This window comes from Streptomyces sp. NBC_00207, from assembly GCF_045160965.1.
Classification (GTDB): Bacteria; Actinomycetota; Actinomycetes; order Streptomycetales; family Streptomycetaceae; genus Streptomyces.
The window spans coordinates 71,625-83,483 of sequence record NZ_CP130715.1 but is presented as its reverse complement, the minus strand read 5'-3'; the positions used below and the strand labels follow the sequence as shown (position 1 = coordinate 83,483).

Annotated in this window: 11 protein-coding genes and 3 pseudogenes; 4 read left to right on the top strand and 10 right to left on the bottom strand. The window is 70.2% G+C overall.

Annotated elements, in window-relative coordinates:
* The first annotated feature begins 48 nt into the window (after positions 1-48).
* Entirely contained in the window at positions 49-540 is a 492-nt protein-coding gene (locus OG472_RS00415; protein WP_405826979.1) for a hypothetical protein, read from the top strand.
* 15 nt (positions 541-555) lie between these two features.
* On the opposite strand, the pseudogene OG472_RS00410 reads toward OG472_RS00415, so the two are convergent.
* From OG472_RS00410 to OG472_RS00395, 4 genes and pseudogenes are all read right to left on the bottom strand, one after another.
* Positions 556-935, bottom strand: a pseudogene (locus tag OG472_RS00410) (transposase); the annotation flags it as partial.
* A complete protein-coding gene (locus tag OG472_RS00405; protein ID WP_405826978.1) occupies positions 904-1,311 on the bottom strand; it encodes a hypothetical protein in 408 nt (135 codons plus the stop codon). The pseudogene OG472_RS00410 and the gene OG472_RS00405, both read right to left, overlap by 32 nt.
* 700 nt (positions 1,312-2,011) lie before the next feature.
* A complete protein-coding gene (locus OG472_RS00400) occupies positions 2,012-2,656 on the bottom strand; it encodes a hypothetical protein (RefSeq protein ID WP_405826977.1) in 645 nt (214 codons plus the stop codon).
* A 1,244-nt stretch (positions 2,657-3,900) separates the two neighbouring features.
* Positions 3,901-4,425 carry a peptidylprolyl isomerase gene (locus tag OG472_RS00395; protein ID WP_405826976.1) on the bottom strand — a complete coding sequence of 175 codons (525 nt, stop codon included), beginning with the start codon at positions 4,423-4,425 and terminating at the stop codon, positions 3,901-3,903.
* 688 nt (positions 4,426-5,113) lie between these two features.
* On the opposite strand from OG472_RS00395, the gene tpg reads away from it, so the two are divergent.
* Complete coding sequence (gene tpg, locus OG472_RS00390) at positions 5,114-5,668, top strand: telomere-protecting terminal protein Tpg (protein WP_405834720.1); 555 nt, start codon at positions 5,114-5,116, stop codon at positions 5,666-5,668.
* A 289-nt stretch (positions 5,669-5,957) separates the two neighbouring features.
* On the opposite strand, the gene OG472_RS00385 is transcribed toward tpg, so the two are convergent.
* The 5 genes and pseudogenes from OG472_RS00385 to OG472_RS00365 all read right to left on the bottom strand — a co-directional run bounded on the left by OG472_RS00385 (position 5,958) and on the right by OG472_RS00365 (position 9,239).
* Positions 5,958-6,146: a hypothetical protein gene (locus OG472_RS00385; RefSeq protein ID WP_405826975.1), complete on the bottom strand. Its 189-nt coding sequence runs from the start codon at positions 6,144-6,146 to the stop codon at positions 5,958-5,960.
* 278 nt (positions 6,147-6,424) lie between these two features.
* Positions 6,425-7,144 carry an SGNH/GDSL hydrolase family protein gene (locus OG472_RS00380; RefSeq protein ID WP_405826974.1) on the bottom strand — a complete coding sequence of 240 codons (720 nt, stop codon included), beginning with the start codon at positions 7,142-7,144 and terminating at the stop codon, positions 6,425-6,427.
* Positions 7,141-7,611 carry a cupin domain-containing protein gene (locus OG472_RS00375; protein ID WP_405826973.1) on the bottom strand — a complete coding sequence of 157 codons (471 nt, stop codon included), beginning with the start codon at positions 7,609-7,611 and terminating at the stop codon, positions 7,141-7,143. The genes OG472_RS00380 and OG472_RS00375 overlap by 4 nt, the downstream gene beginning before the upstream one ends.
* An 82-nt stretch (positions 7,612-7,693) precedes the next feature.
* On the bottom strand, positions 7,694-8,530 hold the full coding sequence (locus tag OG472_RS00370) for a helix-turn-helix domain-containing protein (protein ID WP_405826972.1): 837 nt from the start codon (positions 8,528-8,530) through the stop codon (positions 7,694-7,696).
* A gap of 299 nt (positions 8,531-8,829) precedes the next feature.
* Positions 8,830-9,239: pseudogene (locus OG472_RS00365) on the bottom strand (spore-associated protein).
* A gap of 233 nt (positions 9,240-9,472) precedes the next feature.
* On the opposite strand from OG472_RS00365, the pseudogene OG472_RS00360 reads away from it, so the two are divergent.
* Positions 9,473-9,783, top strand: a pseudogene (locus OG472_RS00360) (transposase family protein); the annotation flags it as partial.
* 514 nt (positions 9,784-10,297) lie between these two features.
* Positions 10,298-11,068, top strand: coding sequence for a hypothetical protein (locus OG472_RS00355; RefSeq protein ID WP_405826971.1), 771 nt, complete (start codon positions 10,298-10,300; stop codon positions 11,066-11,068).
* A 133-nt stretch (positions 11,069-11,201) separates the two neighbouring features.
* On the opposite strand, the gene OG472_RS00350 is transcribed toward OG472_RS00355, so the two are convergent.
* Positions 11,202-11,567, bottom strand: a complete 366-nt coding sequence (locus tag OG472_RS00350) for a hypothetical protein (RefSeq protein WP_405826970.1) — start codon at positions 11,565-11,567, stop codon at positions 11,202-11,204.
* Positions 11,568-11,859 lie beyond the last annotated feature (292 nt).

Below are 11,859 nucleotides of genomic sequence, written 5' to 3'. Positions count from 1 at the left end.
ATGATGTGCGGTGTTGGTACGCCTTCTTGTTGACAGGAGGAGATCTGGGTGGCATTGATGTCGATCGCCATGCAGCAAGACGTATATGTCGTGGATGGCATGTTTGGTCTGGTTGATGAAGCGTGTGCGGGCGAAGGACTGCCGGACCGCCTACCAGGAAGCGATTGGGTCCATGCCAGTTCCGGCTCGGTGTTCCTGGAGACGGCTGACAGCTTGATCATCCAAGCGCGGCTGCGGGTCGAGGTGTGGGACGGATCCGCTGAGATCGATGAAGGGTACTGGCCTGATCAGGTGTGCATGTCGCTGGATCTGCCCACGGCGCGCTTCTTCGTGGATCAAAGCGACGCGGGCTCGGACAAGGGACCGCACCTATCATCGCCTGGCCGTTGGCGGCTGCGAATCAGCCGACGTGAAGCCCCTGAGGAACTTCCATGGGAGGCAGCCACAAGCGATCTCGTGGGGGCGTGCTTCCTCCTGCAGTTCTGGCCTGACGGCACCGTGACTGAGAATTGCGGTACGTCTAGTCCAATGACCGCATAGGTCCGCCGAGTGGGATCACGCCGCGGATTTGAGGGGGCGTCCGCCGCAACGGATGCCTTTCTTGCTGCGGATGCGGGCGCGTTTCACAGCGTTCGGCGGCCAGGACGTCGTGGTGGCGGGCGTTGGCGTTGCGCCAGCGCAGGTGAGCGTGCACGGCCCAGGTCTGAACAGTGTGGTTGGGGCGGCTGGCAGTTGGCGATGTTGAACTGTCGGAGCGGTCCGAAGTGGGCCTCGATGGCGTTGGCCCAGGACGCGTATGCCGGGGTGAAGCACAGCTCGACCTTGTTCTTCTTCGCCCAGCGGCGGATGCCGGTGCCCTTGTGGGCAGACAGGTTGTCGAGGATCACGTAGATCGGTGCGCCGTCAGGCCCGGCGGCGCGGGTCGAGTTCACCGACATCGACTACTTCGACGTCTCCTTCTGAACCTGTGACCCGCGCGTACCGGCGCCACACCCGGACGCGAGCACTCTGTCCGCTGGCTGCCACGGCCGTGTGGACGAGGCCGTGGACCGTTTTGAGGAAGTCGTGCTCGTCGAGCAGCGGGTAGTCCCAATCGGCGACGGCCAGCGCAGCCTGTGCAGCGGCTTTCTTGGCCGCCCACTGGTCCGCACGGAACGCCAGCACCCTCGCCCGCCGGCTGGTGACGACCAGCCTAGGCGGCACCCCGGTGAGCGACTTCGGCTTCGTCGCCGGCTGCGGCCGCGGCGGCTCCACCGGCTTCTTCCGAGGCGGCGGAACCTTCGGGCCCCTGGCTTCCACAACCTCGCTCATACCCCACCACGCTACGCCCGTTGACCACCGCAGCGCACCGGCATCGACCACAGTCGTCCACCGTGTACCCGTGCGAGGACACCCCGCTCGGGCCCCATCGTGGGGACCGCCGAGCCGCAGGCCGCGCAGCCCCTTGGGGGTGGGACTGTCACGGGACGCGGCCATGCGGCTGAGCGGGTGCGGCGCCGCTGGAACGGGCGGGGGCCGGCCATGCCGTTCTCGCCAGCCCGCCGTTGATCTCCAGTGAGGCAGCCGACCGCCCCCTTCCCGGGACCCACCAGCCGCTGCTCACGCCACGGCGGTGCGCTGACACCGCCTCAGGGAGGGAACCCCACCATGAGGAAGACCGCCATGATCGCCGCAGCTCGCCGAGGGCTACGGAGCCTCGCTGGTGAAGGAGGTCCGCCGCCGCGCGGGACGCTCCGAGCAGCCGACGGCCGCGATCATCGACGCGCAGTCGATCAAGGCCGCAGGGCACCAAGGTCTGGGCGGACCACGGTTACGACGGCGAACTCGTGCTCTGGAGCCGCCGGACCCTCGGCCTCGACCTGGAGATCCCCGATCACCCCGGCCGCCGCAAGAGCCAGGGCTTCAAGGCCATTCCCAAACGCTGGATAGTGGAACGCACCCTGGCGTGGATCACCAGCGGCGCCGCTGCCTGCGCGACGCCCCTGCCATGGGGGTGCGGTAGACGGGGCGGTCAGTGTTCGAGGTCGGCGCGCATGGCGGCGAAGAGGCGGGCGGCGTCGGCCGGGGTGGTGCGGGGGAAGAGTGCGACAGCGGCGGTCGTGGTGTCGGACCAGCCGCAGATGACGTCGGTGGTGTTGGCGGACTCGGGCAGGCTGAGGCACTCGAGGGATCCGCCGAATGGGCCGGGCTGGTACGGCTTGGCGGTGGTGGGGGTGCCGGTGGAGCCGTTCTGCAGCGCGTAGTCGATCAGGCCGCGCCAAAGGTGCTCGCGACGCTTGTTCGGGTCCTCGGGAACGCCGTCGACGCCAACGAAAAGGATGCGGCGGCCGGAGGTCTGCCCGGCACGGTTGTAGTCAGCGACCACCAGGTGCATGCCGTCACGCATCTCGCCCGGGTCAACCGGGACATCGGAGACCGCGCTGGCACCGGTGGCCTTGGTGAGCCCGCCGGCGGTGGCGGCCTCGGCCAGCGTGTGCTTGCCCGAACCGGCGGGCGAGTTGGAGGAGGCGGGCGCGGAGACAGTGGCGGAGGCGGCGGGAGGGGCGGGAGGAGCGGGAGGGGCTTCGGCTTCGGCTGCGGGGTCGCAGGCGGTCAGCGTCAGCGTGGTTGCGAGGGCGATCGTGGCGAGGAGGGTGCGGGGACCAAGGATGGGCATGGCAGCGTCTCCCGGGGTGTGGTGGTCGGCTGGGCTGCTGGGCCCAATGGCCGCACGCTAGTGGCCGACTGGGCGGGCGGGTGCCCCGAACCCAGTTCCCTTACAGCACCGGGACATGGTGGTGACGCAAGAGCCTGGTGATGACGGGCCCGGTGGTTCGAGTGTTGCGGGACGCGGCCGGTAGGCGCTGGACGGGGGAGCGGTGGTGATGACGGGCAGGCGGCGCTGTACCGGCGCCGCTGTGCCGGCGGGGACGGCGGCGCGTGCGGCTCGTGGGCCGACAGGGCCGGGTACGAGACCGTCGTCCTGTCCTTGTGCCTGCTGGCCGCAACGGTGGCGCTGGCCAGCGCGTGGCGCGGGTGCCCTGTACCCTCCGCGCCCCCGCTCCGCCGGCGCCGGACACCGCTGGGCGGCCGGAGGGCTCGGCCCGCCGGGAGGCGGACCGGGAGCGGTCGCTGCGCCTGCTGCAGGCGATCGACGAAGCCGGCGCCGACAACGCCGGCATGGCGGGGGTGTGGCCGGAGTTCGGGCGGATCGCCCTCCACAGCGTTGCAGGACTCCCGGGCCGCGAGAACCCGCCGCCGGGCCACGGCTACCCGCTCCTGTGCGGAGCGCCATGGGGTGGGGTCGGGGATGTGGAGGTCCGTGAACCGGTTCACGGAGCGGTGCGGGGGTGCGGGGGTGCGGGGGTGCGGGGCCGGGAATGCGGACAGGGCCAGCCCGGCGGGCGCGGGTCGGCCCTGTCGCGTGCAACATGCGCGCGGCAACGCGGTGCTGCTGTGTCCCTGTCTGCGAAGTCATCCTCGGCCGCGGCGACCGGGCCGTGCCCTGGAGCAGCTGAGGGTGCACCCGGCCGCGCACTCGCAGATGGTGTCGCTGGTCATGGACATCCTGCCGGCGCGGGAAGCGGGTCTCCTGGTCGGCTCACGCCAGTGGCAGCTGCCGGCCGCCCGCATGCAGAACATCCGCGAGAGCGACAGCACACACACCGTCGCCCAGCACCTGAACCGCCTGACGGCCGACACCTCCTGGAAGCAGGCCACCGGCACGGCCCTGATGGGCCGCCTCGTGGACGCCACCCTCCACGCCCTCACCACGCCGCTGACCGCACGGCCCGCGCCCGCGTCCCGGCTGTGGGTCTCCCCGATGACGGCCCGCTGCCGCTCCACCACCCCCACCCCCACCGTGGGCCCCCGGACAGACGCCACCGCAGCGGCCGCGGCTTCGGCGCGGGCCGCTGGGAGTCAATGCCAGCAGGACGGCCGGACGCGGAGCAGCTCGGTCCGCAGCACGGGTGTGCCGTCGACCGGTGCCGGGTCCTCCGCGGTCGGCTCGATTCCTCCGGCGGCGGTTTTGTCGAGTGTTGCCAGGCCGTCGGAGCCGACCGTGCCGAACACCGTGTAGTTCGGGCGTAGTGCGGAGTCGCCGTAGACGACGAAGAACTGTGAGCCGTTCGTGTCCGGACCGGCGTTGGCCATCGCCAGCAGGCCGCGCCCGTACAGACGGCGCGCGCCGGTCGGATCGGTCGGTGCGGGTGGCAAATCCACCGGCAGCTCGTCCTTGTACTTGTACCCGGGCCCTCCCTCACCGGTCCCGGTCGGGTCGCCGCACTGCAGGACCTTCAGCGTCGGATACGCCGTCAGACGGTGGCACACCGTCCGGTCGTAGAACCCATGCCGTGCCAGGTGCAGGAAACTCTGGACCGTGCACGGCGCCTTGGCCTGGTCCAAACGCAGCGGGAGCGGACCCTGGCTGGTCGGAACAGCCATGTCAACCGTGCCACGGCTAGGGGTGCGCCGCGGGTCAGGCGGCAGCGGAACATGACGTGCGGGCGGCTCGTCCGGGGTCTGTGTGTACTGGCAAGGGCCGTGCGTGGTGCGCGGCGGAGCGCCGTCGGAAGCGGTGGCGGCACTTCCCCCGGACACAACTAACGTCACGGCCGCAAATGCGCTGATCAGTGCTCGATTCATCTTGCGCGCCCTCCTGATGATCGCCAGGTTTTGGAGCGGTCGCAGTCTAGGGCGTGGTGTGGTCGGCGGGAATGGCCAACGACAGGAGGCCGGCGAGGGGCGCTGGTCCAGGACCGCAGTGGTCGGACCTGGTGGCGGCCGCCGGGCAGCGCCCCGGCGGCCTGGTCCTCAAGCGAGCTCGTCGTCTGGCACACCGCGGTCGGCCGGCTGTCGTTCCAGGCGTTGCAGCGCCGCCGCCCGCGCCCGCAGCGCCCCGGCCCTGGCCGCCCGGCGGCCGACCTAATTCATCTCCTTCGACCTCTCGCAGCTCGAAGCGAGCAGCTTCTACGGCGGCCTTACACCGCGGTCCGGCAGACTGCCACCACGACGGACGATGAGAGACCGCCCTGCACACGGCGGCGGCCAGCCCAGCGGCCGGGAGCGGGGTGGGGGCACCCCCGCCCCGGCGCTGCGCCCGTATGGGGCCGAGAGGAAGGCAATGCAGCTGGTGGGGGACATCGATGACGCCCTGCTCCGTGCGGACCGGGAAGGGTTCACGCGGGACCCGCCCAAGACCCTGAAGGGCCGGATCAACTTCCTGCTGAAGCAGCTGAAGACGACCCGCGCGGTCGCCGCGGAGCTCGGGGTCAGCCAGCGGTCGGTGGAGCGTTACCGCAAGGGCGACCGCAAGACCCCGCCCAGGCCTGTCGCGGACCGTATCGACGCGGCCGTGCGGGCGCGCTGGCAGCCGGTGGTACGGGGCCGGCGCCGCAAGGAGGCCGCCGCCAGCACCGGCATCACGGTGGAGACCCGGGCCCGCTTCGGCTACACCGCCCCCGTCGGCGCCACCGACGACGGCCGGGTGCGCCGCCTCACCGTCCACCTCCCCGCCGTCTACGCCCAGCGTCTGTTCGATGCCCGCGCCCGGGGCGCCGCCGACCGTGAACTGCGCGCGATCGTCGCCGAGGGCTTGCAGGAGATCTACTTCAAGGACGGCGGGACCCGGGCCGACCAGCTCCGGGTCGAGTTCACCGACATCGACTACTTCGACGTCTCCTTCTGAACCCCGCCGCCGGGCCACACCCCGGCAGCAGTACACCCGGACGCGAGCACTCTGGCCGGGTGGGATGCCGTCTCGTTCGAGTGCGTCAACGGCGCACTGCACCCGGCGGAGGGGTGCAATAGCCACTGCGGGGATCCGCCTTCGGATGGGCTGCTCCCAGCCCCCGTGGCGCTGCCGACCGCGGGCAGGAACCCGGCTGCCGTCACACGTCGCCGGTCACCGCCCCGGTCGGCAGCATCCAGTCCCACTCCGGCAACCGCCGGGGCAGACCGGGTTCTGGCCTGTGGTGCTACGCCAGGTGCTTCTTCGGCCGGGGTTGGGCGTCGAGGAGCGCCCACCAGGCGTGGCCGTCGTGGTCGGTGTGGCTGCCGCAGGCGTCGACGGTGCGCAGTACCGCCACCTCCGCCGGAGCGGGTCCCGCATCGTCCAGCTCGCCGGCCTGGTGGTTGAGGACCATGACGAGGATCTTGTCGTCCACGTGGACCGTCTTGAGAAAGCCGTGCTCGTGGTGGGCGAGGTGGACGCCGACGCGTTTCCCGCCGGACCGCCCGAGAAACGCTGCTCCTCGTCATCGACAGAGCCACCGGCTCGCCGAATGGGGTCGCGTGGACGACAGCAGCCGCCACGGGACCGTGACCCAGGTGCCCTCGCGGTGGCCACGCAGCCAGACGAGCCGGATGCCGTAGGCGTTCACCGCCTGGATCGGATGCCGCCTCCGCGGTAGATGGCATCCGACTGGCCGGGCGCCGGAACCAGCTACGCGCTCTGGGTCAGCAAACCGGCGTCGATGACCTCAGCGATAAGGGCGGCGCCGCGGCTGTTCTGGTGGATGTGGTCGGTCGTGAGCACGAGACCTCGCCGCCGCGAGATCGTGTCGAGGCTGCGGCGCAGCACTGCGTGCTGGACGAGGACGCCGACGACCGCTGCGGGCGTCACCTCCCGGTATGAAATCGGCGACGGGTCCGCTTGGCGCAGTTCCTCGATCTGGCGTTCGTGGAGCGGAAGGTAGGCCACCTCGTTGGTGGCGGCGACCTCGGCGATCATCCGGCTGTACGCCTGCGATGCCTGTGCCGCTGCTCCGTCGAGTTGTTGGCCGAGTACCGGTAGCGACAGCAGACCGATCGTCGCGTCGGTCTCCGCTCGCAGCCGTGCGACGACGGCTCCCAGGCACTGTTGGAACCAGCCGGCCGACGGGCGATCGGGGAGCTGTTTGCGCTTCATGGCCTGCTCGACGGGGTAGCCGGCAAGGCTCGCTCGGGCGTCGTTGGTCCCGATCAACACGGTGATCACTTCGGGTGGGTTCGTGACGACGGCATCGAGGCGCTGCAAGAGGTTGTAGGCGAAGTCGCCGTTGGCGCCGAAACGGGCAAGCTGCACGTCACCGGGAGGGTGGCGTCGTCCGAGTGGATCCAGGTAGTCGACGCTGAACTGCGCGCGGGTGAGGCTGTCGCCGAGGCACGCGATGCGTGTCGTCACGGCGCTTCCTCCGGGCTGGGCGTGCCGACGCGTTCGGTCGGGCGGGTGCCGGTCCGAGGACGGTGGTCGGTGCCGAGGGTCGCAGTGATGGCCAGGATGGACGTCGGCCCCTCCATGTCGACCACGTGCCATACCCCGGCCGGGTTGATGGTGGCCTCGCCCGGCCCGAGCAGAACGCGGTCGGGCACCCCGTCCACGTCGCGGGTGACCGTCACGGACCCGCTGAGGCAAACGACCAGTTCGTCGCCTGCAGGGTGGCTCTCCCAATGGTCGCCGAGCCCGTCGCCGTCGAAGATCATCACCATCCGGCCCTCGGCGCCGTCTGCCGCGACCGCGGCGCTGTAGGCCTGGAGCACCTCCGGGTCCCAGGTGAAGCCCGCGACGGGTTTCGCTCTCGATCCCAGTCCGAGGTGCACGGGGGTGGTCCGCAGGTCCATGGCATTGCGTTCGTGGTTGACGAGTCTCATGCCGACGATCGTCCACGACAGCGATCGGGCGGTCTTGAAGAAAAGGGAAGAGAAGCCGACGCGAAGGGCAGACGGGTGGCGGCTACCCAGCTCCGAGGAGGACTTCGCTGCGACGCCAGGCCGTCGGCGATCGGCCCGTGAACTCGCGCCAGTCCCGAACGAGATGGGCCTGGTCGGCGTAGCCGGAGACGGCTGCCACATCGCCCCACGGGAGCGGGTCCTGCACCGCCGCCAGTTCGTGCGCGTGCTCGAAGCGCAAGACTCGGGCGAAGGTCTTCGGCGACAGGCCCACCTCACCGCGAAACCGCTCGGTGAGGTACCGACGGCTCCAGCCGAGTTCCGCGGCGACCGCACCAACCTGGACGCAACCCCGCGCGGCGACGAGGCGGCGCCACGCCTCGGCTACCTCCGGGCGCACCCAGCGCACATGGTCGCCGCAGGCGCCACGACCGACAGCCCGGAGCAGCAATTCATCCAGCGCGGTGAACCGCGCCGCCCATGTCGTCGCCGATCGGAGCCGGTCGACCAGCTCGACGGCAAGCGCTCCGAGAAGCTCGTCAAGCGGGACCAGTCGGTGGGCGAGCTCGGCGGACGGCATGCCGTAGATGGCCCGGGCCCCGAGCGGTGTCAGCGATACCTGAACACCTTGCTGGCGTCCGTCGTGGTGAATCGCGACGGACCGGCACATCAGACCGCCGGCCACGCTGCCGAATCGGGTGACCGGTGACCCGTCGTCAACGCCCGCCGCCACCTCCAAAGGATCTGACAGGCTGATCACCGCAGTGAGCGCGCGGCCCGGCGGGCCGCAGTGCACCCCCGTCGGGAGCCCGCGGAGGTCGAAGCCGACATACGAGTCGACGTACTGCCGCAAGACGGGCGCCGGACGTGCACCGATCCCGGTGGCCGTGTGGTCCTCCATTTTCGTCAGTGTACGAGCCGCCCAGCCCAGGAAGATCACCATCCAAGGACTGATCACCGCCGTTTGCGGCTGGTGACGGTGACGCGGTTCTTACCGGCACCCCGTCACGCAGCGCTACATGCCCGTTGGCCGTAGCTAAACGAGAACAGGGCCTATCAGGGACCCCCGCCCCGGCAGAACTCGGCGAGTCTGCCGGGGCGAGCCGGACCGCGGCGGTTTCCGTGCGGTGGGCGGGTCGCAGATCCTGCCCCCGACGACCGCACGACGGCACGGAACGCCGCGGTCAGGAGGAGCTCGGGTCAGCGGACCTCGGTGACCCGGTGTTCCTTGAGCGCGCCACAGTTGGAGTTGTACACCTGCACGTGCACGTTGCTGATGCCCCCGCCCCAGTCGACGCAGTGGCCCTTGCCGTACACGTAGGCCGGGCCCGCGTACGACGTGTACCGGCCGTAGTCCTCGCCCCCCAGGTTTCGGGAACTTCGATCCAGAGGGCCATGTCCACGGCCGCACCCGGATTGTTGCGGATGGTCGCGACGCAGTTCTTGCCGTTCGAGGCGTTGTACGTCAGGTAGACGGTGCCCAGCGAGCCGATGGCGGCCGCGGGCTGCAGGCCGCGGGACGTTGCGCCCCCGGCGGCAGGCCGGCGAGGGCCGGCGGAGCCCAGTATTAGTCCCCGCCCGGTTGCGGCCCGTGCCCCATCAGTAGACAGTGCGCAGCGACGACACCGACCGGATGACGGCGGTGTCCTCCTGACGGCGACTGGTCGCAAGCCCGAACCGCAGGAAACCGGCGAGCGCGTTGGCCCGCGCCCGCCCAGCGCCTGGCCGGCACCGTCTGGTGTCGGCCTTCGGTGCGTTGCCGTCCGTCGGCTTCGACGACGCGCTCCGGCCAGCGCGGGCTCCGCGCAGATGTCCGGGTTGGCGATGTGATCGCGTGGATCGGCTTCACCACATCCGAGCCGCACGCGGACACGGCATCCTCACCGCCCTCGCCGCAGCAGACGTCAACTGCTGGGCGGACAAGGGCTACCAGGGTGCGGGCCCGGCTGTGTGCCCTACCGAGGCCGCTGGGAGAACCTTTCCCGCGGTGGCCAGCAGGCCGTGAACCGCTCGCAGGCCAAGATCCGAGCCCTGGTCGAACCCGCCATCGCCACCCCCAAGACCTGGCGGCTACTACGCAAGCTGCGATGCTCGACAACCCGGATCACCGGCCTCGTCCAAGCCGTCCTCACCCTCCACCTCACCTGCTCAAACCGAGGCTGGAAAAGGCTCAGTCATGTCGGCGGGCCAGTGCTGTGGCCGGACAGCGACATGTGGCCGGTCCGCCACGAGCCCCACCAGCGCGAAGCTGAGGGTTGCGCCCCGGACGAGATCCGCATCGCCCGGACCGCGGGCGAATCGCCGCGGAGCCGGCCATGCGCCCGGGCCAGCCACCCCAGGAGGAAGGACCGGTGCCCTTCGTGGGTCTCGCCCACGCCGGGCCTCGACGGGGCCGATGGCCATCTACTGCGAGTCCTGCGCGACCCCGATGCGACTGCTGCTGACCGCCGGGGGCGACGAGATGGACCGACCTGCTGGGACGTGAGCGTGGACTCGGCTGTCTGCCAAGAGCGACGCGGCGGTCGAGCAGGCCCAGACGCCGATGCCACTCGTGGCCACGGCCCGGCCCGGGCAGGAACCGCTCACCCCGTCCGCCCGTCATGTTCACGGGAGTTGCCAGAGAATCAACACCCGTTACGCTCTTCACCACCGAGGTTCGAGGAGATCCATGGTCGACACCGTCAACTCACTGGCCGCCCGTGTTCACGAACTGCTGGTTGAGGCCATGACCAATGGTCCCGCCGCGGTGGGCACCGCGGGCTTCCACGACGTCGTCGCGCGCGCCACGGCGCTCGGCCCCGACGGCACGTGGCTCGTCGCCGCCGGCCACTCGAGCCTCGGCGTCATGGCCGTCCTACGCGGAGAGGCGGACCAGGGAATCTTCCACCTCGACGCCGCGGTGGCAGCCGGTTACAACGACTGCGTGGCGCTTCACGTCGCTCCCTTGCGTCCGCTGCACGACGATCCCCGCTTCCGGGCCCTGTACCAGCGGATGCGCATCACTCAGGCGGACCTCGACGAGTTCTTCTGGCTGCACCAGGAAACGCAGCTCATGGTGCGGGACGCCCAGACAGCGGCCGTTGACAACATCGGCCGTCTCGACACGGGGGTGTCCCCGCTTCCGCAGGCCCCCATGCCGACCCGGGAACCGAACACCCTCGGCGTCCTGATCACCCGCATCGACCTCGCGGCGACCCAGACCGCACTCCAACAGGCAGCCTTGAAGGCGGAGTTCCAGCGCAGCTCCGGCAATACCAGCCTCAGTCTGATTGACGACTCGTGGGACTACGCCCGTGCTAGGCGCGACGCCTGGGACGCCGACGAGTTGGATTCCCAGCGCCTGCGGGCCGCCGAGGCCCGGGCTTTCGTCGAACGTCCCGGCGCCGGCACCATGCTCATTCCCTGCCCGCCGCTGGGCTCGATCGCATACCCGGGCTGAGGAGGACCGCACCGGCACGGTGGCCGGTGAGGCTTCTTCGCCGATTTCCGTCCGCCATTCGGGCGAGGCTGGTGAGAAGGGCTCCAGAGACCGCGACGCCCCCGTCAGCCGGCGGGGGCGCGGTGGCAGGTACTCAGGCTTCGGTCAGCCAGCCTTCTTCAAGACCGCCCAGAACAAACCCGTTCTCGAAGCGCACCTTGTATCTGATCTGAGCGCCGACTCCGGCGTCGAGCCCTCCGTGCCGGATGATCTGCTGACGGAGACTGTCGATCAGGCCGGCCGTGTGGCCATCGAACTGGACGCCGCGGACTCGCCGTTCGAATTCCGCGAGCCCGTCCTGGGCCACGCCGCTGGCTTCCTTTGCCGAGCCCGTGACGATGCCCTGCAAGCCCTCGGCCAGGCACAGCGGACCGGGGAAGCCGATCCTGGCCGCCGTGTCGTTTGCGGTGAGCTGCACATCCCTGGTCAGCTTCACCTTGGCGCCGGTCTCGTACGGCATGGGTGTACCCCCCCCTCGTTCGATCTTGGCCGTGACCATGGCAAGCGTAGTCGGGGATGCCATGGAAGGAATGGGTGTCCGGCAAGATCAGAAGCCTCAACGGCTTGCCAGGTGGGGCCCTTCGTATCGGCCTCGGCCTGCAACGCGCAGAACCCTGTTCCTGCTTCTCGTCGACATTTCCCAGAGCAGCCGCCCGCGGTCGCTCCCGGAATCCGGCTACAACCGTTTCTCTATCTGGGCCTACGTAGCCGGCCAGGACCTGACCACCGCCGGCACCTACATCGAGATGGCC

Excerpts from the sequence above, each read along its gene's own strand:
- OG472_RS00405 (WP_405826978.1), bottom strand. The coding sequence starts at position 1,311 with ATGAGCGAGGTTGTGGAAGCCAGGGGCCCGAAGGTTCCGCCGCCTCGG.
- OG472_RS00400 (WP_405826977.1), bottom strand. The coding sequence starts at position 2,656 with ATGCCCATCCTTGGTCCCCGCACCCTCCTCGCCACGATCGCCCTCGCA.
- OG472_RS00395 (WP_405826976.1), bottom strand. The coding sequence starts at position 4,425 with ATGGCTGTTCCGACCAGCCAGGGTCCGCTCCCGCTGCGTTTGGACCAG.
- OG472_RS00375 (WP_405826973.1), bottom strand. The coding sequence starts at position 7,611 with ATGAGACTCGTCAACCACGAACGCAATGCCATGGACCTGCGGACCACC.
- OG472_RS00370 (WP_405826972.1), bottom strand. The coding sequence starts at position 8,530 with ATGGAGGACCACACGGCCACCGGGATCGGTGCACGTCCGGCGCCCGTC.
- OG472_RS00355 (WP_405826971.1), top strand. The coding sequence starts at position 10,298 with ATGGTCGACACCGTCAACTCACTGGCCGCCCGTGTTCACGAACTGCTG.
- OG472_RS00350 (WP_405826970.1), bottom strand. The coding sequence starts at position 11,567 with ATGCCGTACGAGACCGGCGCCAAGGTGAAGCTGACCAGGGATGTGCAG.